Genomic DNA, 23,229 nt, shown 5'->3' on the forward strand with positions numbered 1-23,229 from the left:
GACGGAAACCTTCTTAACCCAAAAGCCGACGGGTCGAAACGAAAGCTGAAGCATTCATGCCGAAGTTCAAGACGACCGCAGAGGCACTCAAAATAGTCCACAACAAGGAGCAGATCCGCAACCTCGGGATCATAGCCCACGTGGACCACGGCAAGACTACGACCTCGGACTCGCTGCTCGCCGCCTGCGGGATGCTCTCCCCCTCCGTGGCTGGCCAGGCCCTGGCACTGGACTACATGGAGCTCGAGCAGCAGCGACAGATGACTATCAAGGCCGCCAATGTCACGCTCTACTACGAGCAGGAGGGGAAGGCGTACGTCATCAACCTGATCGACACGCCCGGCCACATCGACTTCACGGGCAAGGTCACGAGGAGCCTCAGGGCCGTCGACGGGGCCATAGTGGTGATCGACGCGGTCGAAGGGATCATGACGCAGACGGACACAGTCCTGAGGCAGGCACTCGAGGAGCGCGTCCGCCCGGTCGTGTACATCAACAAGATTGACCGCCTGATCAAGGAGCTCAGGCTCTCCCCCGAGAAGATGCAAGAGTGGCTCTTCAACATCATCAAAGAGTTCAACCGCCTCATCGAGACTTACGCTGAGCCGGAGTACAAGCAGAAGTGGAAGGTCTCCATACAGGACGGCCAGGTAGCGTTCGGGTCCTCGAAGGACAGGTGGGGCATCAACTCCGACATCGCGAAGGCAGCGGGGATGGGCTTCAAGGACATCATCAATGCCTACTCGGAGATGTCCCCCGAGACCCTCGGCAAGAAGCTGCCGCTCCACGAGGCACTCCTGGGAATGGTAGTCAAGCACCACCCGCCGCCACACGTCGCCCAAGCGTACAGGATCCCCAAGATCTGGGCCCAGGGCGACCTCAACAGCGAAGTCGGCAAGGCCCTAATCGCGTGCGACGACAACGGCCCCACTGTGATGATGGTCACCAACGTCGTGGTCGACCCGGCAGCAGGGCTGGTCGCGACCGGGCGCCTCTTTTCGGGAATCGTATCGAACGGGGACACCGTGTACCTCCTCAACTCGAAGCGCGAAGGCAAGATCCAGTCCGTCCAGTTATTCATGGGATTCCAGCGCGAGATCGTGGACTCCCTGCCTGCAGGGAACATCCCGGCATTGCTCGGCCTCGACATCAGGTCGGGCGAGACTATAGCGAACCAGAAAGGCGTCGCGACCTTCGAGTCGATCCACTACGTGAGCGAGCCGGTTGTCACCGTGGCCGTGGAGGCGAAGTACCCGCGCGACCTCCCCAAGCTCGTCGAGGTGATGCGCAGGCTCAACATCGAGGACCCGAACCTCGTGGTCACGATCAACCAGGAGTCGGGCGAGACCCTGATGTCTGGGATGGGAGTCTTGCACCTCGAGATAGCGACGACCATGATCCAGCAGGCCGGCCTCGAGATAATCACCTCTCCCCCGATCATCAACTACAGGGAGACGATCAGGTCCCGCGCGGGCCCGATCATGTCTCGCTCTCCCAACAGGCACAACAAGATCTTCGTGGAGGTGGAGCCCCTCGAGCCGCAGGTGATCGAATTGATCAGGAACGGGTCGATCAGCGAGAACGTCGAGAAGAAGACAGTAATCAAGGTCCTGAGAGACCAAGGATGGGACCCCGACCAGGCCCGGAACTTCCAGGCGGTGGACGAGCGAGGTAACCTCATGACCGAGGTGACCAAGGGTGTGCAGTTCCTCCAGGAGTCGATGGACTCGATCAGGGCGGGCTTCGATGACATCATGAAGAACGGGCCGCTTGCATACGAGTTCACAAGGGGGGTCAAGGTCGTCCTGACCAACTTCGTCCCCCACGAGGACGCTGCCCACCGCACGTACGCGCAGCTGATGCCCGCCTCCAGGCGTGCGATCCTGGGCAGCATGCTCTCTGCCAACCCCACCCTGCTCGAGCCGATCCTCGGCATCGAGGTCAAGGGGCCCTCCGACCTGATCGGGGCTGTCACCGGCGTGATCAGCTCGAAGAGAGGGAAGCTCGTCAAGATAGACCAGAGGGAGGTAATGACAGTCGTGGAAGGCGAGATCCCGGCCTCCGAGACCTTCGACCTCAGCGAGAAGATGCGCGGTGCGACCGCAGGAAAGGCGGTCTGGAACACCCACTTCAAGACGTGGCAGGCGGTGCCCCAGAACATGCTGTGGGGCTTGGTCACGGAGATCAGGAAGCGCAAGGGGCTCCCTCCGGACCCGCCGAAGGCCGAAGAGTTCATCGACAGGGAGTAGGCCTCCTCCTTGCTCTAGGAGCGAGCGTTGTCCAAGCCTGCGGGGCCCTCAGCCGGAGAGGAAGATGTAGAGTACAAGCGAAACGTCAGGACCATGTCTCTCGTGCTCGCGGCGATCGTGCTGACGATCTTCGCCGCCTTGTTCATCCCTCCCTACCTGAACCCCCAGGATACCGCCCAATCAAGGACTTCCTCGGTCGACTCCCCACTTGGGTTTGAGATGACACTTGCCATCAACTCGACGACTGTCTCCAGGACAGGCGGAGTGACCATCACGGCTTGGATCAACAGCACATCCAACCAGATCCTGAACCTGACGGTTGCGAACACATGGCAGGGGTTTGAAGGACAGCTCGTAAGGCCCACCTGCGCTCAGGGATGGCCCTTTGGCATCGGCGTGATGCGCGGTCACTACACCCTGGAGGACTTCAAAAAGGAGTCGCTGCTCCCCTTTCGAACGCCCAGCCAAACATGCTTTGCATGGGTCGTGCCTGAGTACTTCCTGATCTCCCCCCATGGCTCGCGTGCCATAGCGGTCGGAGCGAACTCAAGCCAGACATGGGGCCTCCAGACGAGCAACCCTTTCTCGCCTGGGTCCGCCGACCAGCCGAGCTTCGTGCCGGGCACCTACACTGTGGTAGCTGAAGACGAATGGGGAGACGTGACCTTCGTCTACTTCACAGTCAGCTGACGGCTGCGACTTTACAAGCGAGCGCCGCTCCTGCGCCCCTGTGAAGGTGCCGCCGGAGCTGGTCCACAGGCTCTTCTACCCTCAGGTCCCTGTGGTCTTCGCAGCCTCCCACCAGGGGAGGGTCTCGGGAATGGCCGTCGTCTCGTACCTAGCCGCAGCCTCAAAGCCCCCCACCGTCATGGTCTCCTGTGCGGAGCGAAGTTACACTCTGCGCCTCGCTTTGAAGTCCCATGCGTTTTCTCTTTCCGTCCTGGACCGGAGTCACCGGGAGTCGGTCGAGGCGCTGGCGGCCCACAGCGGCTCCAAGGTCCGGGACAAGCTCGCTTCCGCGGGGCTCGGGCACTCGCCCGGGAGGAAAGTGAAAGCGCCTGTCATCAAGGAGGCAGCTGCGACCCTCGAGTGCAAGGTTGTCGACTCGATCAATATTGGAGATCATGCGGTGGTGGTTGGGCGGATTGTCTCTTCGAACGCGGGGAATGCCTTCGCCTCTAGTTGGGATTACACGAAGTACAGCCCTCTCTTGTACGCTGGCTGGATGAGTGGCTTGACCTCCTACGACGGACCTTTCTGATCTCTCTGAGAAACGAACTTGGTCGAGAGGCTGCCCGTGTCGTTGTACCTCGCCAAGTTGAGGATCAGGGGCGTGACCCTCTCGACCGTCTGCGCCTCAGAGAGCGGGCCCGCGTAGAGTGGCCTGAGGCCTGGTATGCTTCTGACCAGCTGGGCGGCAGCCTGGAAGGTCTCCATCGAGTCCGCTGCAATGAGAACGTCGAGTTCGGCGGCCCGGGCGCTCTTGAAGAATCCCGCTGTCACGTTGTTGAACGCAGTCGCTACTTTGCTCCTTGGGAGCCTCTTGGCAAGGGCTTCCGCTGCCGAGCCTGACTTGAGTCCATAGACGAGCCTGTCACCTTCCAGCTTGATTGGGTTGACGATCGAGATGACGAGCTTCCCCGAAAGCGGCCCTGCCAGGTGGTCCACGGAGTCGATGGCAGAGAAAGGAATCGCGATTATGGCCACGTCGGCCTCCTTGGCGGCTGTGGTGTAGTCAGTCCCCCTGGCTCCCTTGATTCCTGCCGCTGCTGCGTTGGCCTTCGCAGGGTCCCTCGACCCGATCAGGACCTCATGGCTCTTCGCCAGCTGTGTCCCCAAGCCGATGCCCATCTTACCGGTCCCCCCGATTATCGCGACCTTCACTCTTCCAGCTTCGTCTGGTCGCGAATCGACGCAGGGCTCTTTGTAAACTTCGCGTCAAGGGCCTCCTTGATCTTCTCCGCCCTCTTCCATCCTATGCCCTGCGTCATCGCGAGCTCGCCCGGCGTCAGGCTCATTATCTTCCTGGGCGTCCCGTACTTAGAGAGTAGCCTCTCCGCCAGCCTCCTCCCAACTCCTGGAAGCGAGGACACGAGATAGACCTGCTGCATGTGGAGGCTCTTGCCCTTTGGTGAGAGCTCCGGCGGCATCGTCGCGAGCGGCTTGGCCCTCGCATGCACCAGCAGCTCGGAGATGGCGGCAGCCGTCTCCTTTGGGTTGGCGGTGTACAGAAGCCTGAGCCCGTAGGCGAGGGTGACGTTTGCAATGGCGCCATAGAACGACTTCACGTTCTTGACCAGGCCCTCGACCTCCGTGGAGTCGCCTTCGACGAGGAGGAAGGGCTTCGCGTAGGCCGCCGAGATCCTGGCCGCCTGGGAGAAGATCCGCGAGTCGTAGACCGAGGAGACCAGGTCCCTCACCGACTTTCGCTCCACGGCGATCTCAGGGTTGAGCACGTAATCGGCGACTGGGAGCTGGCTGAAGTAGACCCTTACGTTCAGCTTCGACAGCTCTTCAGGGACGCCGCTCGCCTTCTCCCTCTCGTCCGCCACGACCCTCGCCGGTATCATGCGAGCTCGGCAGGCAGGACAAAATAAAAGGAGTAGGCGGTCAGGATGAAGAGCACCACCGCGGCCAGGGCGACGAACCTGTCCCTCCAGCTCGTCCTGTACTCGACCAGGGAGGTGGGCCTCGCGACGGCCCCGTAGCCCCTTGACTCCATCGCCTCGGCCAGCTCTCCGCTCCTGATCACAGAGTTGACCACGAGGGGGATGAGAATCGGGACCATGTTCCTCGCCCGCCTCAGGATGTTCCCCTTCTCCAGCTCGAGTCCCCTGGACTTCTGCGCGTCCATGATCTGAAGGGTGTCGAGCATCATGACCGGGATGAACCTGACGGCAGTCACGAAGGCGAAGACAACGTCCCTGGGGAGCCTGAACGTCTTCATCACCTGCTCGAGCTCGTCTGGCGATGTCGTGAGGAAGAAGAGGCTCGTCGAGGCAACGATGGCCACGAACCTCAGTGCATAGAGCTCTGAGGTCGCAAAGTTCCTCGAGACGAAGAGGTTGATGAGGAAGATGAAGGCCGAAAAGGTCGCGGTGAGGGCCATCGTCCTCGCAATCCTCCTGAGGATCGACGCGACCACCGAGAGAGCGACCATGAACAGGATCACGAGGCCCAGCTCGTAGAGGTACTTCGCGAGCAGGGTCGTAGTAAAGAGCAGGGCCGAGATGAGCAGCTTCACCCGGGGGTCGAGGCGGTGGTAGACCGAGGTCCCCCTCCTGAACACGAACCCCCCGCTGAGCCACATCATCCTAGCGTCGACCTCCCTCCCATCTTCGAACGTCCAGGGGGTCCACGAAGGGAATTCCCGGCCCGCCCGCGAGTTCCTCGAAGAGCGCAACGAGCTGCGGCTGGACGACCCGGGCTGAATCCAACAGCTCCTTCTGGAGCATCACGGCCTTCGCGGGTCCGTCGGCTACGACCCTCCCTCTCTTCATTACTACGACCCTCGGCTGCATCGGCCAGAGGAACTCGATGTCGTGCGAGACCACGATCACGGTCTTCCCCGCCGAACTGAGCATTCGTATCGTGCCGGCGAGCTTCTCCTTCTGAATCGCGTCCTGTCCGACAGTTGGCTCGTCCAGGATCACGACCTCCGGGTCCCAAGCAAGGATGCAGGCGAGGGTCAGCCGCTTCTTCTCCCCGCCGCTGAGCACAAGGGGAGACACGTTCCTGTACTGCTCGAGACCGAAGAGGCCGAGCCCGCGAGTAATCCTCTTTTCGACCGACCCCTGCGGGAAACCGAAGTTCTGGAGGGCGAAGGCCATCTCCTTCTCTACCGTCTCTGAGAAGAGCTGGTGGTCCGGATTCTGGAAGGCGACCCCGACTTTCCTTGAGAGCTGAGCCGTGCTCTGCTCCCGCGTGTCCCTCCCGTCGACCAGGACCGAGCCTTCTGTCGGCTTCAGGAGACCGGTCACGTGCTTGACCAAGGTGGTCTTGCCTGCCCCGTTCTCCCCCACGATGGCGACGGTCTCGCCCGGGCTTACTGCCAGGCTCACCGAGTCCAGGGCCTTCACCCCGTTCTGATGTATGAACGTCACCCCTCTGAACTCGATCACTTCCGCGCACTCTCCAACGCCCGAGCGAGCTCACGGGCGCCCAGTGGCCTTTCCCCCAGCTGGACGCCGTCGGCCCTCAGCATCCTCTGCACCTCGACGAGAGCGGGGACGGACACCCCGTACTTCTCCGACTCCCCGCCCAAGAGGACTTCGCCCGGGCTCCCTTCCATGACCTTGGCCCCCTCGCTCATCACGACCACCCTGTCTGCGACCCCGACCAGGAGTTCGAGCCTGTGCTCCACGACAAGGAAAGAAGTCCCCACCTCCCTCCTCAGGCTCGCAACGAGCCCCACGAGCTCACCTGCCGTCTTTGGGTCGAGCAGCGACGTCGGCTCGTCGAGGATCACGAGCCTCGGCCTCATGGCGAGGACCCCGGCCAGCGCCACCCTCTGCTTCTGCCCGTCGGAGAGCTCGTAGGGGGCCCTCTGAGCGATGTCCTCTATCCCCAGGAGACCCAGCGCCTCGTCAACCCGCTCTCTCATCTCCGGCCTGCCTACGCCGAGGTTCTCGAGCCCGAAGGCCACGTCCCTCTCGACCGTGAACATGAATATCTGGTTCTCAGGGTTCTGAAAGAGGAAACCGACCGTCTGCGCCAGGTCCTTCATCGAGGCGTCGCGGACCGGGGTCCCCCCGACCCTCACGTCTCCCTTGTACTCCCCCGAGTACATGTGGGGTATCAGGCCGTTGACCGCCCTGAGCAGCGTCGACTTGCCGCAGCCCGAGGGGCCAGCGAGGACGACGATCTCCCCCTCCCGGACCTTGAGGTCGAACCCCGCGACAGCAGCTCTCGGCGCGTCGGCGTACCTGAAGCTCAGACCTTCTATCTCGAGCAATTCCCCCAAGGTGATCTCCCCAACTGCGGCCAGGGCTCAGCCCGGGCGAACGGATGGATACCTTGACTCGACGGCCCTCAGGACGCTGAAGGCGACGGGGACCGTGTAGAGGACGACCGTGAAGTTGAAGATGCCGATGAAAACGAGGAGGCCTGGAACTAGACTCGGGTCCACAGAAAACCCCACTGGGTACGGCTGAGGAAGGGCTGCCCAGTTCACCGCCGTCATCACTCCCGTCCTCAACACGGCTCCGGCGGCAGTCGCGAGCACGACGAGGACCGGCGTCCCCCACCTGGCCCGCTTCGCAAGCCTTACCGCTGCAAGAACGCCCAAGAACATCGAGACTTGGGCAACCAGGTTGTAGATCGGCCCGGTCGGGAGCGCCCCCGGGTTGAGGGCCTCGAGGCCTATCGCGTTCAGGCTCGCTACGCTGACCCCTCCAAGGAAGCCGAGCATCAGCATCGCAGTCAGGACAGGGATCTCCCATACGCCGTACAGTAGGAAGGGCTCGTATGGGGCAGGGACAGTAACCCCGTTCAGGACCACGGCTATAGCCGCGAAGAGGGCGATCAGGGCTAGCTTCTGCGACCCTCGGAGAGTCATCGGAGCCTCGGTGGGAGGTACGTTTATAATATTTTGGTAGCTACAAGCCCAGTTGTTGAATGCCCGCCAGAACTCCGCCGACCTCCCGACACTCGCGGAGTTGGCAAAGCTCGGCGCAGCCCGAGGCGGGGTGGTCGTCTCCTCTGCGGCCCTCGGCAAGGCCATGGGCGTCACGCAGCAGGCAGCGTCAAGGCGCCTCGTCATCCTGGAGGGGTCGGGTCTCATAGTCCGCTCCCACGCTGGGAGGGGACTCAGGGTCGCCCTTACTCCTGCGGGGAGGAGAAAGGTCCTGGAGTTCTATTCCGGGCTCAGGGCCGCCTTCGAAGAGGAAGAGAAGCTCGACTTCACGGGAAAGGTCTTCAGAGGCCTCGGCGAAGGCGGATACTACGTCTCCTTGAAGGGCTACGCCCTGCCCTTCCGAAGAGCTCTCGGTTTCATCCCGTTCCCCGGCACGCTCAACCTCCGTCTAGAAGAAGCGGAACAAATCGCGCAGCGCGCGCGGCTCCCGTTCATGGAAGGGGTGGAGGTCCGTGGCTTCAAGGACGGACGGAGGACCTTCGGGCCAGTCAAGTGCTTCCGGGCGGTCATCGAGGGAAAACATGCCGGCGCGGTCCTTGCCATCGAGCGGACTCACTACGACGACACTGTTCTCGAGGTGATCTCGCCCCTCGACCTCAGGAGGACCCTCGGCTTGAAGGACGGCGACCCGGTGCACGTCTCCGCCCTTCTCCGGTGAGCCCTGCTCCGTCCATCGCAAACTCGACCAGGTCCCCATCCTTGACCCCCAACTTTCCCCTAAGGTAGACGGGCGAGACCAGCTCCGCGACCGTCGCGTTGTAGTGAGTTATCTCGATCCGCAGGAAGGCAGCCCTCTCCCCCAGGAGCGACCCCTCGAAGCACTCCAGGCCGCTGAAGCTCTCCCCCTCGAACGTGAACGGCCTGATCACAACTCCCCCCCTGGCCTCGTTCAGGGCTCTAGAGGACTCGGGACTCTCGAGCTTGACGTTCAGGGTCCCCGGGTAGGGCCTGTATCCAAGGGCCTCCTTGAACCTCTTCTGGTACTCTGGGTGGCCCACGTAGTACCTGCCTTTCCCAATCCCGCTGAAGACCCTGCCCACCACCAGAGCGCCCATCGGGGCGGCGCCCCAGAGCTCCCCCATAAAACCCTCCGATGGGCTTATGTAGAATCGGGGGAGATTGTGACTGATCATGCCCGAACAGGAGATACTCGTGCTGGTGGACGAGAACGACAACGAAATCGGGACCGACACGAGAGAGAACTGCCACAGCGGCTCGGGACGACGGCATAGGGCATACACGGTCCTCCTCTTCCACAGAAGCAAGCTCCTGCTCCAGCAGCGCAGTTCGAAGAAGCTCCTGTGGCCCGGAGCCTGGGACGTCTCCTACACCAGTCACGTCTATCCGGGGGAATCCTACCAGCAGGCCTCCGCAAGGAAGGCGCTCCAGGAGCTTGACGCGAAGGTGGGGGCCCTCGAGGACGTCCACTCCTTCGTCTACTTCGCCCCGCAAGGGAAGAACGCCGAGAACGAGTTCTGCAGGGTCATGGTGGGCGAGTTCGACGGCGGGGTCAGTCCGAACCCGGACGAGATCTCGGCGATAAGGTGGGCCTCCCCGAAGGAGGTCGCAGCCGAAGTCGGGTCGAACCCAAATTCCTTCACGCCCTGGTTCAGGCTCTCGTGGGAAGGTTTCTCGAGGAGTCCCCAGTCGGCAAAGTACGGCCTCTAGCTACTCGATTTCCCTGGCCTCTTCGGACAGAAGACCCGAGACCGCTCCCAACGCCGCAGCCACCGCCTCCTCCTCCCCTACGCTCGTGGCGAAAGACGCGGCAGTGGCGTGCCCGCCCCCATGCCCCCCGATCTTCTTCGTAGCCGCCTCCGCGACCTGAGTTCCGAGCTGGACCCCGGCCCTGTCGAGGAACCTCTGCGTGGACCTCATGCTCACCCTGGTCTCTCCCTCGGCCTCTCCACCGACTATGGCGACGTCCGCCCCGAGGTACACCAACCCCCTCGCGACGTGCGCCTGGAACGAGCCCACGAGGCTCGTCGCAGCGACCCATGGGCCCAGCTTGTAGATCCTGAGCCTCTTGGCGCCTTTGAGCTTGGCAAGGACTTCGCCGTAGTCCGGCTCGCTCCGCAGTTCCCTCCGCGCGTCCCCGATGTCTGCCCCAGCGTCGATGAGCTTGACCACCGTCCTCAGGGCCCCGGGGCCCGCGATGGCAAGATGGGACGAGTCGAACATCACCGCCTCCAGGAGCGCCTGAGCGGTCAGCCTGTCAACTTTGACCCCCAATTCCTCAAAGATCGAGTAGACCACCTCAGCGGCGGAGGTCGCCGACTCGTCCACGACCACATGGTCGTAGGCCTCCCTGTCCCTAAGTGGGTGGTGGTCGACCAGTACCTTCAGCCCCTTGCTCGCCTTCATCTTCTCGAGCCACCCCTTTAGGAGCTCCGTGTCTCCAACGTCGACCGCGACGTAGAGGTCGTAGTCCTCGCCTCCCTCCTCCACGACCCTGTGCTCGAACTTCCTGCTCAGCTTTGTCGTCAGGGTCGTCATCCCTTCGGGAGTCACGATGTCCACATCGCAGCCAGGCGAGATGCTCCTCAGCAGAGCAGATAGCGCGAAAGCTGAGAGGTATGCGTCTGCGTCGGCGTTCCTGTGACAGAGGACTGCGGCCCTCCTGATCGTCTTGGGGTCCACATACGGGAACTGGCCGGACGCTCCGGCTCTCATGACCCAGGTCCTAGGCGTCGCCTGGGGGCTGTGCCTGCGAAGGCCTCACCTTCACAGCCTCGTCAATCTTGGACTGGAGGTCCTTAAGGCTCTCCCTGAAGCGCGTCTCCTGCTTCGCCAGTACCATCTTCCTCGTGTTCGCGAGCTCCTTCTTCTCCGTGAGCTCTTTCACTACCGAGTCCTTCTGGACCTTCACGAGCAGGTTCCCAGCAAACTTGTAAATCGCCTCCGAGTCGACCGCCTTCCCCAGTTCCTCGAGCGCCTTCTCCGTCTCGCCGAGCTCCAGCTCCACCTGTTGCTTCTGGACCATGACCGCCTGGAGGTTCTGCTGGGTCTGGTCGTATCGCGCCAGCTGCTCTCTGAGAAGTGGGGGAAGCTCAGGCTGACTCAATTTTCTGGCCGACGACCCTCTTGGCTACTTAAATCCTTTCGGCGTTTCAATTACGGCCCGGAGCTTTTCGAGGACCTTGTGCGCCCTCTCGGCAACCTCGCCCGGGTCTGACCCTTCGATGCTGATCTCGCACTCGCTCCCAGTCACCCGCGACTCGGGGAAGGACTCCTTCAGCTTGAGTGCGGTGCTTGCATCGGCCGTGAACTTGATCTTCAGGTGCACGGACTCGATGGGATTACCTTGACCTTGCCTGCGCAAGGTCGTAGGCCCCTCCGGCGACGGTATAACCGCAGGACTTGCACTTCCAGATCCCTGAAGACTCCCGCCTCAGCCTCATGCTGGAGCACGACGGGCACTCCCTGGCCGCCTTCAAGGTCCTGAAGATCCTAGCGTACCTCTTCCTGAGCGTCCCCCCGTACTTGGCCCCCAGGCCGCGGATGCTCTCCTTGGCCTTTGGCATTACTTCGTGGCCTCCAAAATCTGTTCCCTGATCTTGCGCCCTATGGCTATCGATATGTCGGCCGCCCTCAGCACTTCCCCCGGCGTGATCGTGCTCGCCTCTCCCTTCTGGCTCGCGCACACGTTCCCGTCGTCGTCGGTCGTAATCGTGATCCTCATGTCCATGAGGCCCTCCTCCTCAGACGTTGGGTCGACCACAAGGGCGTTTCCCATCCTCGCGATCGTGACGGACACCGGAGTCTTCTCGACCGGGACCGGAATCCACTCCTCGGTCGCGACCACCTTGTCCGCCTCTACGTTGTACTTCTTCATCTTCGCAGTCCTCAGCGCGGAGACGACCGCGTAGCTCACCGCGTCGAAGAGGTTCCCGTCCACGTTCATGATGTTCACGTCCACGAAGACGGTTACCACCGTCTTTCCGGGGATGAGGCAAAGCTTGGTGAGGTCCACCATCTCGGACTCCCTGATCCCCCTGTCGACCACCCTCGCGAGCTCGATCGCCTCCTCGCTCGGGGGCCCCGGCTCCGCGAACGGGGACGACATCGGCAGTATCTCGGTGTTGACCACTAGGAGCCCTTTGTCGGGCGTGTCAGGGAACGGAGTTCCGGTGGCAATCTTGACCCCGGCCAGGACCTCCGAGTGCCCCAGGCTGACCTTGGCCGAGCCGTTCGCCTTCGGTATGACGCCCGTCTCGATCTTTATCGGCCTGTGCTCCTCCAGGCCCCTGTCACCCATCCTCTTGCCCTGCGCAATCAGCTCTGCCATCTGGGCGCGCTTTATCGTCTCGACGACGTAGTTCTTCTTCATCGACATCCTAAGCCGCAGCCTCCTCTTCCTGCTCCATCTGCATCCCGCCCGCGCCGAAGTACTTCTTGGCCAAGGCTTCCTTCTGCATCTGGTAGATCTCCTTCCCCTTCTCGATGGCCAGCTCGAAGGCCTTCTGGAAGTTCTCCCTCGTGTAGATCCCGTCCACCTGGAGCAGCGAGACCTCGCCAAGGTTGGGCAGGATAGCGACCGGCATGTCCCCGTTCCCCTCCTTGTCCTCAGTGTCGTCCAGGTCCGCCACCACCTGCTCTCCGATCAGCCCGCACGAGCACCCCACCACGAGGTCGCGCATGTTGATCCCCGCGTCCGCCAGGGCGAGCGACGCCGCGGTGATCCCTGCCACCCTCGACCCTCCGTCAGACTGAAGGACCTCGACCCAGACCTCTATCGCGGTCCTCGGATAGTCCTCGACTATCACCGCGGGCTGGAGCGCCTCGCGTATTACCTTCGAAATCTCGATCTCCCTCCTAGAAGGTGCCGGGTTCTTCCTCTCGTCCACCGAGAATGGCGCCATGTGGTACCTGCTCCTCAGTAGTGCCCTGTCAGAGAGGACCTGGTGCTTCGGGTGCACCTCCTTCGGCCCGTAGACAGCAGCCATGATCTTGTTCTTTCCCCACTCTATGTACGCCGAACCGTCTGCGTTCTTGAGCACGCCGACCTCCAGCTTGATCGGCCTCAACTGGTCCCAGGTCCGGCCGTCGAGCCTCTTGCCGTTCTCGTCGATGAGCTTCTTCTTAGGTTCCATTCTGGCTTCCCCCTATGATCTCTTGCACCCTCGCGACGAGGTCTGAGCCGGCGGCGCCCCGGTCGATGAGCCCGATCGCCTTCACAGCCTTTGTAACCCCTTCCGGCGGCCCGTTGACTATCACGACTCCGTTCTGCCCGACCTGGATGTCGCTCCCCGTGGCTTCCATAATCATGTTGATCATCGCTCCTCTCTTTCCGATTACTCGGGGGACCCTCGTCGGTGATATCTTAACGATTTCTCCCGTCGGGATCTTCCCGTACCCCTCCCCCCTGATGCTCAGCTGCGGGTCCCTCAGCCTCTCGAACGACTCGATCCTCGCCCCTATCATGTCCCCCAGCGCGAACTTCGACGCCAGGTCGTGGGTCGCCGGGGAGAAGTCTCTCCCGAAGACGAACGAAGCCGGAAGGAAGCCGTCGAAGAACGAATTGATGTCGACGACCCAGCCGAACCCGTTCAGGTCTTTCACCTTCCCGATGACCTGGTCCTCAGCCCTCGGGATGTAAGGTCCCGAAGCCGGGCTGAGCCTCAGCCCCTCAGTGCTCACCTCAGCCACGCCGACCCTCAGCGCGATGTACTGCTCGCCCCTCTTCTCGATGAATGGCCCGTACTGATAGTTCCCACTGGCTATTACCTCCCCTGGCGTAACCTGTCTTCTCTCTACCATTCCCAATTCACTTGATTACTGTAACCTGGGCAGCGCCCTTCGTCGTCGAACCGAGCCTGTCCAGCAGGCCGGGCTGTCCGCCAGCGGGTATTTCTACTATTGCTGAAAGTGTCCCGTCTGCCCCCCAATCCTCCTTGAGGATTTCTCCGAAGTTCTTGAGGACCCCTATCGTCTGCCCCGAATACTGCGCCGCGACCCTGACCTGCAGCTTCACCTTCTCCGACTTCATGGGCAGGATGGTCCTGAGCTTCTCGATTACCGACTTCGTCTGCTCGTTGGCGTCCTGGAACGGGTCTATCGCGACCCTCGCCTCTTGCATCGCCTGCTCGATCCTCAGCGGCGGGTGAGGGAGCGAGGTCCTGGGGTCCACGAAGTTCTTTGAGATTGTCGCTATGACCGCCTTCCTTTTCTCCTCCGTGAGCCTCTTCCTCTGTTCCTGGGTCAGGTTCAGCTCTCCACGCTTCAGCACCTCGAGCGCCGCCATTGCGTGGTCGTCCGTCCCGAAGTTCAGCTTCAGCTTCTCGCTCCCCGCCCTCAGTCCCTTCCCGGAGTCGGAGTAAACCTCGTCGACAGCGATGACCTGCGATGGCTCGACATCCCTGCCCTGCTTGAAGCTCAGGGCCGCGTCTGGGTTGACGAGTATCTCGTAGTGCTCCCCTGCGATGGTGAGCTTGACGGTAGTGAACTTCGAGGGCCCCTTGGTCCTTGGCTTGAACTCTCCGCCTCCGTGCCCGAAGCTCAATTTACAGGCAGCGCCGTTCTAGGAGCTCTTGGCTGGGGGCTTGTCGGACTTCGTCTTTGCCATTGAGGCGTTCTTTGCTATCTCTTGCTCGAGGAGGCGGCGCCACTTCTTGGACTGGGCGTCCACGACCGAGACCTTGATGTGCGCGGTTCCGGCCTTGTCCTCGCTCACGAGATAGATGCACTCGATGGCAAGTGTGATGGCAGCGTCCAGCGAAAGGTCCATGCTGTAGTTCTTCTCAAGGTAGTCGTTTACCTGGTCGCTACCCTGACCTATGGCGATCGCGTGGAACCCCGAATACGTCCCCGTCGGGTCGGCCAGATAGACCACAGGCCCGTTGGTCTCATCGACGCCTGCAATCACGAGGGAGACTCCGAAAGGCCTCACGCCGGCATACTGCGTGTACTGCTGATTCATGTCAGCTATCCTCTTGGCGATTGCTTCGATGTCGACCGGCTCGTCGTAGATCAGCCTGTTGCTCTGGGCCATGACTCTCGCGCTGTCCACCTGAATCCTCGCGTCAGGGATGTATCCGGCTCCGACCGCTCCTAAGTGGTCGTCGATCTGGAACATCTTGATGACAGAGTCATCGCTCTGGAGCTTCCTGCCCTTCTCTTCTACGGCAAGCACTATGCCTTGCTTGGTCTTTATCCCGACCGCAAGGCTGCCTCTGCGTACGGTCTCGAGGGCGTATTCGACCTGATACAACCTTCCGTCGGGCGAGAAAATCGTGATGGCCCGGTCGTATCCTGCCGAAGGTGCAAACATTTTCTTTTCCTTGCTCCTTTTGACGCACGAATCCCGTCTGCTTTTAAACCCTTTTGGGGAGTAGGGCCAGTTTCTCAAAGTTCATATCGACAACTTGTCCCGGAGCTCCAATGGTCAGGGTACTCGCAGTCAACAACTATCCGACCGAAGAGCGCTTCCAGCGGCTCGTCGACTGCCTATCAGTGAACGGGGCCGATGTCTCGGCCCTAAGCTGGGAAAGCTGCTCCACAAAGACCTTCTCGAAGTACAGCGGGGTCGCCCTCAGCGGCTCACCTGACATGATGTCGAAGCCATCCGTCCAGGAGAAGTTCAGCGCTGAGATTGAGGCGGTCAGAGATTCGTCGGTGCCGATCCTCGGAGTCTGCTTCGGGCACCAGCTCATGGCCCACGCGTTTGGCTCCGCGGTCGTGGAGGACCGCCAGCACGTCCTCGACTTTGTGAGCACCAACGTGCTGACGCCTGAGGGGCTCTTCTCGAGCATGCCCGCGAAGCTGCTCCTCCTCGAGTCGCGCCACGAGGTTGTAGCTTCACTTCCTGCGGGCTTCCAGCTCCTTGCACGCAGCGAGACCACGGAAGTCGCCGCCATGCAGCACAAGGGAAGGCCTCTCTACGGCGTGCAGTCCCACCCGGAGAGGTACACCAAGGAAAACCCGGACGGTAGGGATGTAGTCGGCAACTTTGTCCGGCTTCTCAGGTGATCTTCGATGCCCGTCCAAAAGGTCGTCTTCCAATCGGATGTAGTCGACAGCCTCCTCTCTTACTCGAGGATGGCCTACCCCAACGAGGGGATCCTGATTCTCCGAGGCAAGTCGAAGAAAGGGGTCGCAGAGGTGAACAGCGTTATGGTCCCCCCTGCGGCGGTCCACGGAGGCACCTTCTCGTCCTTCAACTGGTTCATGCTTCCCATCGACATGTCATACCTCGGCGTCGCGCACTCCCACCCGTCAGGCAACAACACCCCCTCGGACCAGGACCTGCTCCACTCCACTGGGAGGCTGATGGTTATCATGGGATACCCCTACGCGACCGAAAGGGACCTTGGAGTCTACGACCACAACGGGAAGAGGCTACCTTTCGAAGTAAAGCGCGGGTAGTTCTTGATCAACCTTTGCCGTGACGCGCCCCGTTTGCTTTCAATTCTCGCAGTACCCTTCGCAGGACGCCCTTGGTGTACCCATACTTCCGGCTGAGCGTCGTCTCGCCCATTCCTAACTTGAGGTGGTCGTTACGGATCTTCTCCTCAACAGCAGGGTCGACTCTGACTCTGTGTGCATCCCTGGCTCTTTTCGCGTTCGTCAGTTCGTGAAGCCTCAAGCCTTGTCGCCGTGTGTAAGGCATCATAGTCATCCGTCTCTTCCCCTTCCTCCGTCCGGTCGCGATAAGGTCGTTGAAACGAGAAGCTGCTTCATCTCCAGTGATGCGGTCCTCCAAGTAGTCGAGCGCGATCTTCAGGTCTTCGCTCTTCTTAACACAGAGGCTCCCAAGTGCCCGCACGAGCATGATCACGCTTGCGGTCTCTCCCACATCAAGTCGGTACGCCGGTCGCCTGTTGCCCGCCCTGTCTTGATCAAGGCCCACCCTGCCCATCCTTACCCCTTGCCCCATTAGGAAAGACCTGATTGACTCAAGCTGTGGGCCCCAAGTATCTACGAAACGAACGCCCAACCTCAAGACAAATTTCAGAACCTCGACTCTGACGTTTCCATCCCCGTCGAAATACCCCCCGACCTGTTCCCACGACCTGTAACTTGTCAGCTCTTCGGGCACTGAGGCTGGAGCAGAGATTCCTAGTTAACCGCCATTCTGGGGTGCATGAGACGCGAAGGCTTATATTCGAACTGGGATGGGAGATGTCTCATGTCGACCCAATACTCGAAAGGTCAAACATGGGGAGCCCTGAAAAAGGCTTGGAGAGGCTACAAGGTCGCGAAGGTCCAGAAGAACGTAGATGACATGAAGAAGTACGCTGAGCGGATCCGAACTCTCCAAGGCGAGCTGGGCCTCGTCCAGGCGAAGTTTCCCGAGCTAGGTCTTAACTGACCTAACTCGTCACTATTTTATGCCACTGAGCCGGAGTGGTTCGTCACTATCTGGTTTCTGAGGTCCTGCGCCTGCTGGAGCGTAAAGTCGGGCTCGGCCGAGACCAGCACAAGCTTGTTCCCGAGATTGAAGGTCAGGATGTTGAGCTTCTCCCTCTTGATGAAGGTGTACTGACTACGGCCGAAGTACTTGTCCCAGGTCTGGTCAGTGTTGAGCTGGATGGTTATGTTCGCTATCAGCCGCAGGTCCTCGCTCTGGGGCTCCAGGGAGGCGATGCCCTTCTTCATCCCTCCCGCTATCTTCCTGCCAGAGTTGTCGAGGATGCCGGCGAACCTGATCCTCCTGTCGAACTTGAACATCTCAGTGCAAATCTTGTCCCACTGAATCGAGAGCATGCTAAGCGAATGGTCCGGGCTGTAATATAAGCGCGACTGAGCGCGGGGCCCCCCGGGTCCGGGGCCGGTTTCTGGTCGAGAGAAAATGAGGGATTTGTGTATCATGTTTGACCTTGGTTTAGAAGAGCCCCCAACAACCGTATCATCAGTAGCAATGGTCCTTGAACTAGCGACTGTATTGCTTGGCGTTGCCGTGGGCGCTGTGGCAGTGCTCTACGCCGCACCAAAGGGATACCTAGGACACCCGAGAAAGAGGGGATCTGCCTCCTCGCTCGAGTCTTACGCTCCGGCGACGGAGCAGGTGAAAGTACCAGCAACGGAAGTGCCCGCCGTAGCTGAGCCTGCTCCGTCCCCTGCCCCCGCACCAGCCCTCTACGAGTCGGTCCAGCCGGCCCCAACGCCGGTCGCCTACTCATCGCCTTCTTCGACATCCTTCGGGGCTCCATCCATCTCGAGGAAGACGACGAAGAACTACAGGAGGCGGACGGCACCTGTGAGGAGCACTTCAGTATCCAAGGCGTCGCGGACTACCAAGCCTAAGAAGCGCTAAGCTGAACGAAAAGAAGAGCGTGGGTTGCGGCCGGAAACGCCCATAAACCCACACTCTGCCTCTTTTGATGTTGCCCATCGAGCCGCAGGTAGGGCTCCACCTTTCGATTGAGAAGTCGCTGGACCTGGCGTTTGACCGAGCTGAGGAGGTCGGGGCGACGACCTTCCAGATCTTCACCAGGAACCCGCGGACGTGGAAGTTCAAGGAGCTGACGGCAGAGCAGGTAAGTGCTTTCAGGTCGCGCAGGAAGAAGGCAGGGACCAGATCCGTGGTCGCCCACATGCCCTACCTTCCAAACCTCGCCTCGCCCTTCGCGGGGATAATGAAGCCCAGCAGGGCTACTCTGAAGGAGGAGGTCAGCAGATGCGACGAGCTAGGGATCGACTTCCTGGTGACCCACCTGGGCAGCCACCTCGGCGCTGGAACAATGGTGGGGGTCAAGAACGTGGCCGAGGCGATCAACAAGGCGTTGGCTGAGAGCGGTGGGGCGACGACGGTCCTCCTCGAGAACATGGCCGGCCAGAAGAACAGCGTGGGCTCGAGCTTCGACGAACTGAAGCTGATCCTCGACCGCGTCAGGGAGGAGCACAGGGTGGCAGTCTGTCTTGACCTCTGCCACGCTTTCGCCTCTGGGTTCGACCTGACCAGCTCGGCGGCTGTGGAGAACACGATGAGCCTGTTCGACGATGCGGTCGGAGTGGACAAGCTGCGGGTCGTTCACCTCAACGACTCCAAGGGCCCGCTGGGGGGAAACCTTGACCGGCACGAATTCGTGGGCGAGGGCAAGATTGGGAAGAAGGGCATGCGAGCCTTCCTACGCTACAGGGGGATCAGGGAACGCCCCCTCATCATGGAGACGCCCTTCGAGGACGTCGAAGGAATGCGAAGGAGCCTCAGGACGGTGCGGTCGCTCCTCGCCTGACGCAAGTCTCAGGGTAAAATAGACCGTCCGGGGGCGAGGCTGTCGCGGGCCCGTAGCTTAGTTCCACCAAGTGGAGAGGACTCAGGTAGAGCATCGGGCTTTTAACCCGAGGGTCAGCCGACGGCCCCTAGACGGGTTCGATTCCCGTCGGGCCCGCACTCGTTCGGGTTCAGGTCCTTGGCCCCTCTTGCAGAATTTTCAGGTTGCATGCGCTAGTGATAAGCCTGCCTTGCCGTTAAAAGTGCCACTATTCCCTCGTTGCCTGAGTTCGAATCCCTTCCGGCCCACACCCATTTCCGTGCGAATCCCCCATCTGATTTTGCAAGGGGTTCATAGGTCATCATTCTAAGAGTCGATATGTATGCGCCCCCTTCCACTGTGTCAAACTGGTTCTCGGGATTCGACCCCGGCGTGGACAGTTCCAAAGAAACATTCCTCAATGTTGAAATTTTCGAGATGCTAGGGAGCAACTCGCTCGTAATTGTGGATTTAACGGAAGTGCGTCCAAATTGCCTCCTAGAACTTGGGGTGGCCCTTGGCCTCGGCAAGAAGACCATCATCACTGCGATTGAAGGAACGCAGCTGCCGTTCGACGCGGAAGCGCTGCCTTGTCACTTCTGGCGCGTGGGCCAACCGAACAAGGTCAGACGAGAGGCCTTCGAGAAATTCGTGGTGAGAAACATCAATCGCAGAGGTGTCAGCCAAGATTGACGATGAGGACTGCGCCATTGACCTCGATAGCCATACGCGAGAACAGCCCGAATTAGTTGGGCGAATTCTCAGCGCAAGAACATTTCCAGTGAGGGCACCGTTGTCACTGGCGCCCGGTCAAAGACTGACCAGAACCTAACTTGAACTCGCTCTGGATGCGGATTCAATATCGTAACTGGGGTGTCCCGCTTGAGGACTTCATTCTTGACCATTGTCCCGAGCAACATCTCAAGTTCCCCTCACGTGATGCTGGGTCCAAAACAACAACCATATGTGGTCACAGCAACTCCCCATCAAAGATGCGGGTCGGAGCAAAGATTGCATGAGGTGTGGGAACTCGTTCCACCAACCGCTCGGCAAGGTGGTTGCCGTAGTTACCCAAGACCTGCCGCGAAGGGCCGTCTCATAGAGTTAAGTAAATCCTGACCGACTTGTTGACGCGTGATGATAAAGGGACTTCTAGCTTTAGTGGTGCTTCCCACGGGAGGATATATGATATTCGACGGTCTTCATAGGCTAATCACGGGCTCATTTTTCGGTCCTGGGCTTGGACCTTGGGCCACGGTACTCCGGGCGGTCGGAATCGACCCACTGTCAATGGGACTGCCATTCGTCATCTTGGGCGCCCTCTGGATTCTTTTCTTCGTTCTTGTCTTGAATGATTCTAGTTGGGGGTTCTACGGAGGATCGGCACTTGCCGCATTTACCTTGTGGTATTTGCCAATTGGCACTGCCTTTTCGGTCGCCTATCTGATAATCTTGTTCAAGTACCGAACTAACCTCCTGTCTAGTAGGCAGAAAGAACATGGCTAGATTTGGGTTACGGGCCCAATACGTGCGCTCTAGTCCCACCCCCCCGCACCGTGTGAAGTCTCATAGGGATTAGCACGAGAAAGTTCTAGGAAATTTCCACCCATCTTGCTGGGTGGTAGTCCCGGCGACCGCATTTCAGTCATTGTTAAGCCCCGCTTTTCTCAGTCTTTCGACGTACCAAGAAGGAAAGCAATAGGATTTCGCGGTTTCGACCAAGAGGCTCACGTAGTCTGGCTTAGGAGAGGCGTTCTGGCGTAAAGGAGCAACATAGCAGGACGCGGTCACTTCTTGCCCATCTTTCTTTTTCGCATTGATGGATATCGGTTTGTAATCACTGAGCCATCCCCGGGAGTAAAGGAGGTCAATCTCGTCGACTGTCAGTTCCGCCAGGACACCGTACACCACGCCCTTCGTTGAAGGCACCAGGGTCGCGTTCGGAGAGAGAACGACATCGAATCCTTCGAGAGTAGCAACCTCCATCGCCCCCACTTCTCTGCTTAGCCCTTGGTCCCGAAGGACTTTCGGAGACATGAAAGAACCGTAGAAGAAAACGATGGCCTTGCTTATGTCCATCGGGAGATTTGAGCCAGTCAAGGATTATTACCGTTATAGATGTCTTTCGAAGGCAGATTAACCAGACGACCGGCGCATCCACGTATGGCGTGAGCGTTGGTGACAAGCAGCCATGATCGAATCCTTTCAGCTCTACATGTAGAGTCCAAGTCCCGGAGACCGCACATTTCTAACACTACATCCAGCTTTCTCACTGGCGAAAAAGGTCGCCCCCAAGATACCTGAGACCAGAGTCCACGATGACGGTCGCTATTCTGTGTCCGGGGCCCAGTTTCCTGGCTACCTGAAGTGCAGCAAAGACATTGGCTCCAGACGAGATTCCTGCGAAGACTCCTTCAGACTTCGCGAGTTCTCGAGCTGTGCTGTAGGCATCCTCATCTGTAACGGAGATAATCTCATCAACGAGGTCCATTCTCATCACCTTCGGGATGAATCCTGGCCCTATTCCTTCAATTCGGTGACCCCCGACGGGTCCACCCGACAGATGGCGAGACGATGCAGGTTCTACTGCCACACATTTCACCGCACCCATGCGGTCTTTGAATACCTCGGCATTTCCTGAAAAACAACCGCCAGTTCCCGCACACATCACGAACGCGTCGAAACCGCCGACTTGTCTCAGTATCTCATCCGCCATCTTATGGTATCCGGCCTTGTTGTCTGGATTGTTGAACTGGTCCGTCCAGAAAGTGTTAGGCTCCTCGGAGAGTTCCCTCGCCCTCTCTATCATGGTCTTGAACAACTCAGGCGTGGCCTTTCGACTTTCGCTAGGAACAACCTCGACTGCTGCTCCTAGGGCCCGCATGGTCGCGAGCTTTTCTTCGGCGAATGCGTCTGAAGAAACAAAATGCGCGCGATAACCCTTGGCTGCGCAAATCATTGCCAACGAACTGCCAGTGCTACCCCCAGTGTATTCGACAACTTTGCCCCCGGATTTCAACTGCCCTCTCTTTTCTGCTCCTTCAACCATAGATAGCGCCATTCGGTCTTTCATGCTACCAGTGGGATTGGCGGCCTCCCACTTTGCCCAGATTTCTGCGCCATTCGACGCAGGCATCTTTTGCAGGCGAAACAGAGGAGTATTGCCGATGGATCGAAGCACGCCTGCATCCACATCACTCGAGGGAGCCGGTGTCGCATCCATCAAGCTGCGGCCCTGCGGGGGATCCTGTTTCATGTATTTGCCCCTGGGCTATCCCTCATTGGCTGGTGAAAAGCCACACCGCCAATGATCAGAAGGATGCCGACGAGTTGTCCCGGAGTGGGGAGTTGCCGAAGTACGACCGCACCAATGATAGTCGCCATGGCAGGAAGGATGGACAATAGAAGGGCAAAGGTGGCCCTTGGCAACCTCGACATCGCAAATTGATCCAGGACGTATGAGAGTACTGAAGAACAGATTCCCACTCCTATGCCAGCTGCAAGCAGAACCGGTTGAAGGAAAGAAGAGGCACCGCTGATTCCGACGGGAGTCATGAAGACGAGCGCGAACATCATGGAGAGTCCAACTCTGTTAATACCCGTGGATGAGCCTTGCTGAGCGAATCTGTGGCCCAAGGCTATGTAGCAGCCGAATAGAGCGCAATTAGCGAGGGCGAACGCGAGTGCCAACGGTTCCTGCGAGAGCTGAATCTCTGACAATGAGAATGCACCCAGGCTTGCTGCAGACAACGCAACAAGGTTCCTGAGGCTGCGGACCCCGGCTGCGGCCATCGCGACCGGTGCCAGAAATTCAATCGCACCTACGGTGGCGAGGGGAATCCTCGAGATTGCGAGGTAGAAGAAGGAGTTCATGGCCGCGAAGGTGGCCCCGAGTCCGACGCATCCAGAGATTTCACCAATTCTTAATGGGTGGAGAACCGTTCGCCACGGCTTCCTCCAAATTGCAAAAGTCGCGGCGGCGGTCGCGATCCTAAGCCATGCCACCCCCAGGACAGGCAGATAACCGAAGAGGATGACCGCAAATGAGGGACCGAGGTAGTGAAAGACCGAGCTTGTGACAAATATCAAGTGCGTCGGAACCTTCGCGTGACCCTTCGACAGCTTCGCTCTTCCCATGGCTCTTTGATTG

At 59.9% G+C, this 23,229-nt stretch carries 33 protein-coding genes and 1 tRNA gene; 12 read left to right on the forward strand and 22 right to left on the reverse strand.

All coding sequences use genetic code 11. The features are described 5' to 3' along the window. Window positions 1–56 precede the first annotated feature (56 nt). Genes HY247_08000 through HY247_08010 form a run of 3 tightly spaced genes read left to right on the forward strand, consistent with a single transcriptional unit; the run spans window position 57 to window position 3,510 of the window. Window positions 57–2,249: an elongation factor EF-2 gene (locus HY247_08000; GenBank protein ID QQG48662.1), complete on the forward strand. Its 2,193-nt coding sequence runs from the start codon at window positions 57–59 to the stop codon at window positions 2,247–2,249. A 27-nt stretch (window positions 2,250–2,276) separates the two neighbouring features. Beyond that, entirely contained in the window at window positions 2,277–2,939 is a 663-nt protein-coding gene (locus HY247_08005) for a hypothetical protein (protein ID QQG48663.1), read from the forward strand. A 40-nt stretch (window positions 2,940–2,979) separates the two neighbouring features. Then, entirely contained in the window at window positions 2,980–3,510 is a 531-nt protein-coding gene (locus tag HY247_08010) for a flavin reductase family protein (GenBank protein QQG48664.1), read from the forward strand. Here the strand turns inward: HY247_08010 and npdG are convergent. From npdG to HY247_08040, 6 genes are read right to left on the reverse strand one after another with little or no spacing between them, the layout of a single operon-like run. Beyond that, window positions 3,492–4,133: an NADPH-dependent F420 reductase gene (npdG, locus tag HY247_08015; protein ID QQG48665.1), complete on the reverse strand. Its 642-nt coding sequence runs from the start codon at window positions 4,131–4,133 to the stop codon at window positions 3,492–3,494. The two genes, HY247_08010 and npdG, sit on opposite strands and share 19 nt — an antisense overlap. Next, on the reverse strand, window positions 4,130–4,819 hold the full coding sequence (locus HY247_08020) for a heavy metal resistance protein CzcA (GenBank protein ID QQG48666.1): 690 nt from the start codon (window positions 4,817–4,819) through the stop codon (window positions 4,130–4,132). The genes npdG and HY247_08020 overlap by 4 nt, the downstream gene beginning before the upstream one ends. After that, window positions 4,816–5,562, reverse strand: coding sequence for an energy-coupling factor transporter transmembrane protein EcfT (locus HY247_08025; GenBank protein ID QQG48667.1), 747 nt, complete (start codon window positions 5,560–5,562; stop codon window positions 4,816–4,818). Before HY247_08025 ends, HY247_08020 begins: the two co-directional genes overlap by 4 nt. Before the next feature lies 1 nt (window position 5,563). Beyond that, a complete protein-coding gene (locus tag HY247_08030; GenBank protein ID QQG48668.1) occupies window positions 5,564–6,370 on the reverse strand; it encodes an ABC transporter ATP-binding protein in 807 nt (268 codons plus the stop codon). After that, the gene (locus HY247_08035) at window positions 6,367–7,203 is read right to left on the reverse strand and encodes an ABC transporter ATP-binding protein (protein QQG48669.1); all 837 of its coding nucleotides are present in this window, start codon (window positions 7,201–7,203) and stop codon (window positions 6,367–6,369) included. Before HY247_08035 ends, HY247_08030 begins: the two co-directional genes overlap by 4 nt. Window positions 7,204–7,239: 36 nt before the next feature. Beyond that, a complete protein-coding gene (locus HY247_08040) occupies window positions 7,240–7,806 on the reverse strand; it encodes a hypothetical protein (protein ID QQG48670.1) in 567 nt (188 codons plus the stop codon). A 55-nt stretch (window positions 7,807–7,861) separates the two neighbouring features. Between HY247_08040 and HY247_08045 the strand changes: the two genes are divergently transcribed. Then, the gene (locus HY247_08045; protein QQG48671.1) at window positions 7,862–8,542 is read left to right on the forward strand and encodes a DUF120 domain-containing protein; all 681 of its coding nucleotides are present in this window, start codon (window positions 7,862–7,864) and stop codon (window positions 8,540–8,542) included. Here the strand turns inward: HY247_08045 and HY247_08050 are convergent. Next, window positions 8,481–8,939, reverse strand: a complete 459-nt coding sequence (locus HY247_08050; protein ID QQG48672.1) for a CTP-dependent riboflavin kinase — start codon at window positions 8,937–8,939, stop codon at window positions 8,481–8,483. The two genes, HY247_08045 and HY247_08050, sit on opposite strands and share 62 nt — an antisense overlap. A 76-nt stretch (window positions 8,940–9,015) precedes the next feature. Here HY247_08050 and HY247_08055 point away from each other — a divergent pair, with 76 nt between their 5' ends. Beyond that, complete coding sequence (locus HY247_08055; GenBank protein ID QQG48673.1) at window positions 9,016–9,552, forward strand: NUDIX domain-containing protein; 537 nt, start codon at window positions 9,016–9,018, stop codon at window positions 9,550–9,552. Here HY247_08055 and HY247_08060 read toward each other — a convergent pair whose 3' ends face one another. From HY247_08060 to HY247_08100, 9 genes are read right to left on the reverse strand one after another with little or no spacing between them, the layout of a single operon-like run. After that, window positions 9,553–10,557 carry a DHH family phosphoesterase gene (locus HY247_08060; protein QQG48674.1) on the reverse strand — a complete coding sequence of 335 codons (1,005 nt, stop codon included), beginning with the start codon at window positions 10,555–10,557 and terminating at the stop codon, window positions 9,553–9,555. A 10-nt stretch (window positions 10,558–10,567) separates the two neighbouring features. Then, entirely contained in the window at window positions 10,568–10,948 is a 381-nt protein-coding gene (locus HY247_08065) for a prefoldin subunit beta (GenBank protein QQG48675.1), read from the reverse strand. A gap of 24 nt (window positions 10,949–10,972) precedes the next feature. After that, window positions 10,973–11,206 carry a hypothetical protein gene (locus HY247_08070; GenBank protein ID QQG48676.1) on the reverse strand — a complete coding sequence of 78 codons (234 nt, stop codon included), beginning with the start codon at window positions 11,204–11,206 and terminating at the stop codon, window positions 10,973–10,975. Then, on the reverse strand, window positions 11,184–11,408 hold the full coding sequence (locus HY247_08075) for a 50S ribosomal protein L37 (protein ID QQG48677.1): 225 nt from the start codon (window positions 11,406–11,408) through the stop codon (window positions 11,184–11,186). The genes HY247_08070 and HY247_08075 overlap by 23 nt, the downstream gene beginning before the upstream one ends. Then, window positions 11,408–12,214 carry an exosome complex protein Rrp42 gene (locus HY247_08080; protein QQG49597.1) on the reverse strand — a complete coding sequence of 269 codons (807 nt, stop codon included), beginning with the start codon at window positions 12,212–12,214 and terminating at the stop codon, window positions 11,408–11,410. The genes HY247_08075 and HY247_08080 overlap by 1 nt, the downstream gene beginning before the upstream one ends. A gap of 7 nt (window positions 12,215–12,221) precedes the next feature. Further along, window positions 12,222–12,977 carry an exosome complex exonuclease Rrp41 gene (locus tag HY247_08085; GenBank protein ID QQG48678.1) on the reverse strand — a complete coding sequence of 252 codons (756 nt, stop codon included), beginning with the start codon at window positions 12,975–12,977 and terminating at the stop codon, window positions 12,222–12,224. After that, window positions 12,967–13,644: a KH domain-containing protein gene (locus HY247_08090; GenBank protein ID QQG48679.1), complete on the reverse strand. Its 678-nt coding sequence runs from the start codon at window positions 13,642–13,644 to the stop codon at window positions 12,967–12,969. Before HY247_08090 ends, HY247_08085 begins: the two co-directional genes overlap by 11 nt. Before the next feature lie 7 nt (window positions 13,645–13,651). Then, complete coding sequence (locus HY247_08095) at window positions 13,652–14,386, reverse strand: ribosome assembly factor SBDS (protein QQG48680.1); 735 nt, start codon at window positions 14,384–14,386, stop codon at window positions 13,652–13,654. A gap of 18 nt (window positions 14,387–14,404) precedes the next feature. Beyond that, window positions 14,405–15,154 (reverse strand): archaeal proteasome endopeptidase complex subunit alpha, encoded by a 750-nt coding sequence (locus HY247_08100; GenBank protein ID QQG48681.1) that lies wholly within the window; start codon window positions 15,152–15,154, stop codon window positions 14,405–14,407. A 110-nt stretch (window positions 15,155–15,264) separates the two neighbouring features. Here HY247_08100 and HY247_08105 point away from each other — a divergent pair, with 110 nt between their 5' ends. Next, entirely contained in the window at window positions 15,265–15,852 is a 588-nt protein-coding gene (locus tag HY247_08105; protein QQG48682.1) for a gamma-glutamyl-gamma-aminobutyrate hydrolase family protein, read from the forward strand. A gap of 6 nt (window positions 15,853–15,858) precedes the next feature. Next, entirely contained in the window at window positions 15,859–16,248 is a 390-nt protein-coding gene (locus HY247_08110) for a Mov34/MPN/PAD-1 family protein (GenBank protein ID QQG48683.1), read from the forward strand. A gap of 7 nt (window positions 16,249–16,255) precedes the next feature. On the opposite strand, the gene HY247_08115 is transcribed toward HY247_08110, so the two are convergent. Then, on the reverse strand, window positions 16,256–16,921 hold the full coding sequence (locus HY247_08115) for a hypothetical protein (GenBank protein ID QQG48684.1): 666 nt from the start codon (window positions 16,919–16,921) through the stop codon (window positions 16,256–16,258). 90 nt (window positions 16,922–17,011) lie between these two features. Here HY247_08115 and HY247_08120 point away from each other — a divergent pair, with 90 nt between their 5' ends. After that, window positions 17,012–17,194, forward strand: coding sequence for a hypothetical protein (locus HY247_08120; GenBank protein QQG48685.1), 183 nt, complete (start codon window positions 17,012–17,014; stop codon window positions 17,192–17,194). A gap of 17 nt (window positions 17,195–17,211) precedes the next feature. Here HY247_08120 and HY247_08125 read toward each other — a convergent pair whose 3' ends face one another. Beyond that, a complete protein-coding gene (locus tag HY247_08125; GenBank protein ID QQG48686.1) occupies window positions 17,212–17,589 on the reverse strand; it encodes a hypothetical protein in 378 nt (125 codons plus the stop codon). A gap of 193 nt (window positions 17,590–17,782) precedes the next feature. Here HY247_08125 and HY247_08130 point away from each other — a divergent pair, with 193 nt between their 5' ends. The 3 genes from HY247_08130 to HY247_08140 all read left to right on the forward strand — a co-directional run bounded on the left by HY247_08130 (window position 17,783) and on the right by HY247_08140 (window position 19,217). Further along, complete coding sequence (locus HY247_08130; GenBank protein QQG48687.1) at window positions 17,783–18,139, forward strand: hypothetical protein; 357 nt, start codon at window positions 17,783–17,785, stop codon at window positions 18,137–18,139. A 67-nt stretch (window positions 18,140–18,206) separates the two neighbouring features. Continuing rightward, on the forward strand, window positions 18,207–19,061 hold the full coding sequence (locus HY247_08135) for a deoxyribonuclease IV (GenBank protein QQG48688.1): 855 nt from the start codon (window positions 18,207–18,209) through the stop codon (window positions 19,059–19,061). Between the two features lie 46 nt (window positions 19,062–19,107). After that, window positions 19,108–19,217 (forward strand) — tRNA-Lys (locus HY247_08140). Window positions 19,218–19,273: 56 nt separating this feature from the next. On the opposite strand, the gene HY247_08145 is transcribed toward HY247_08140, so the two are convergent. Next, window positions 19,274–19,531 carry a hypothetical protein gene (locus HY247_08145; GenBank protein ID QQG48689.1) on the reverse strand — a complete coding sequence of 86 codons (258 nt, stop codon included), beginning with the start codon at window positions 19,529–19,531 and terminating at the stop codon, window positions 19,274–19,276. A gap of 682 nt (window positions 19,532–20,213) precedes the next feature. On the opposite strand from HY247_08145, the gene HY247_08150 reads away from it, so the two are divergent. Then, complete coding sequence (locus HY247_08150; protein QQG48690.1) at window positions 20,214–20,585, forward strand: hypothetical protein; 372 nt, start codon at window positions 20,214–20,216, stop codon at window positions 20,583–20,585. 135 nt (window positions 20,586–20,720) lie between these two features. Here HY247_08150 and HY247_08155 read toward each other — a convergent pair whose 3' ends face one another. The 3 genes from HY247_08155 to HY247_08165 all read right to left on the reverse strand — a co-directional run bounded on the left by HY247_08155 (window position 20,721) and on the right by HY247_08165 (window position 23,216). Next, window positions 20,721–21,158, reverse strand: a complete 438-nt coding sequence (locus HY247_08155; protein QQG48691.1) for a gamma-glutamylcyclotransferase — start codon at window positions 21,156–21,158, stop codon at window positions 20,721–20,723. 190 nt (window positions 21,159–21,348) lie between these two features. Continuing rightward, on the reverse strand, window positions 21,349–22,302 hold the full coding sequence (locus HY247_08160; GenBank protein ID QQG49598.1) for a cysteine synthase family protein: 954 nt from the start codon (window positions 22,300–22,302) through the stop codon (window positions 21,349–21,351). Between the two features lie 29 nt (window positions 22,303–22,331). Continuing rightward, the gene (locus HY247_08165) at window positions 22,332–23,216 is read right to left on the reverse strand and encodes an EamA family transporter (GenBank protein QQG48692.1); all 885 of its coding nucleotides are present in this window, start codon (window positions 23,214–23,216) and stop codon (window positions 22,332–22,334) included. Window positions 23,217–23,229 lie beyond the last annotated feature (13 nt).

The organism is archaeon, from assembly GCA_016432545.1.
Taxonomy (GTDB): Archaea; Thermoproteota; Nitrososphaeria; order Nitrososphaerales; family Gagatemarchaeaceae; genus UBA183.

What these genes read in the sequence shown, in the direction of transcription:
- HY247_08125 (QQG48686.1), bottom strand. Translation starts at nt 17,589, where the DNA reads ATGCTCTCGATTCAGTGGGACAAGATTTGCACTGAGATGTTCAAGTTC.
- HY247_08020 (QQG48666.1), bottom strand. Translation starts at nt 4,819, where the DNA reads ATGATACCGGCGAGGGTCGTGGCGGACGAGAGGGAGAAGGCGAGCGGC.
- HY247_08040 (QQG48670.1), bottom strand. Translation starts at nt 7,806, where the DNA reads ATGACTCTCCGAGGGTCGCAGAAGCTAGCCCTGATCGCCCTCTTCGCG.
- HY247_08165 (QQG48692.1), bottom strand. Translation starts at nt 23,216, where the DNA reads ATGGGAAGAGCGAAGCTGTCGAAGGGTCACGCGAAGGTTCCGACGCAC.
- HY247_08105 (QQG48682.1), top strand. Translation starts at nt 15,265, where the DNA reads ATGGTCAGGGTACTCGCAGTCAACAACTATCCGACCGAAGAGCGCTTC.
- HY247_08060 (QQG48674.1), bottom strand. Translation starts at nt 10,557, where the DNA reads ATGAGAGCCGGAGCGTCCGGCCAGTTCCCGTATGTGGACCCCAAGACG.
- HY247_08135 (QQG48688.1), top strand. Translation starts at nt 18,207, where the DNA reads ATGTTGCCCATCGAGCCGCAGGTAGGGCTCCACCTTTCGATTGAGAAG.
- HY247_08050 (QQG48672.1), bottom strand. Translation starts at nt 8,939, where the DNA reads ATGGGCGCTCTGGTGGTGGGCAGGGTCTTCAGCGGGATTGGGAAAGGC.
- HY247_08120 (QQG48685.1), top strand. Translation starts at nt 17,012, where the DNA reads ATGTCGACCCAATACTCGAAAGGTCAAACATGGGGAGCCCTGAAAAAG.
- HY247_08025 (QQG48667.1), bottom strand. Translation starts at nt 5,562, where the DNA reads ATGATGTGGCTCAGCGGGGGGTTCGTGTTCAGGAGGGGGACCTCGGTC.
- HY247_08160 (QQG49598.1), bottom strand. Translation starts at nt 22,302, where the DNA reads ATGGATGCGACACCGGCTCCCTCGAGTGATGTGGATGCAGGCGTGCTT.
- HY247_08090 (QQG48679.1), bottom strand. Translation starts at nt 13,644, where the DNA reads ATGGTAGAGAGAAGACAGGTTACGCCAGGGGAGGTAATAGCCAGTGGG.
- HY247_08055 (QQG48673.1), top strand. Translation starts at nt 9,016, where the DNA reads ATGCCCGAACAGGAGATACTCGTGCTGGTGGACGAGAACGACAACGAA.
- HY247_08155 (QQG48691.1), bottom strand. Translation starts at nt 21,158, where the DNA reads ATGGACATAAGCAAGGCCATCGTTTTCTTCTACGGTTCTTTCATGTCT.
- HY247_08075 (QQG48677.1), bottom strand. Translation starts at nt 11,408, where the DNA reads ATGCCAAAGGCCAAGGAGAGCATCCGCGGCCTGGGGGCCAAGTACGGG.
- HY247_08085 (QQG48678.1), bottom strand. Translation starts at nt 12,977, where the DNA reads ATGGAACCTAAGAAGAAGCTCATCGACGAGAACGGCAAGAGGCTCGAC.
- HY247_08080 (QQG49597.1), bottom strand. Translation starts at nt 12,214, where the DNA reads ATGAAGAAGAACTACGTCGTCGAGACGATAAAGCGCGCCCAGATGGCA.
- HY247_08100 (QQG48681.1), bottom strand. Translation starts at nt 15,154, where the DNA reads ATGTTTGCACCTTCGGCAGGATACGACCGGGCCATCACGATTTTCTCG.
- HY247_08110 (QQG48683.1), top strand. Translation starts at nt 15,859, where the DNA reads ATGCCCGTCCAAAAGGTCGTCTTCCAATCGGATGTAGTCGACAGCCTC.
- HY247_08000 (QQG48662.1), top strand. Translation starts at nt 57, where the DNA reads ATGCCGAAGTTCAAGACGACCGCAGAGGCACTCAAAATAGTCCACAAC.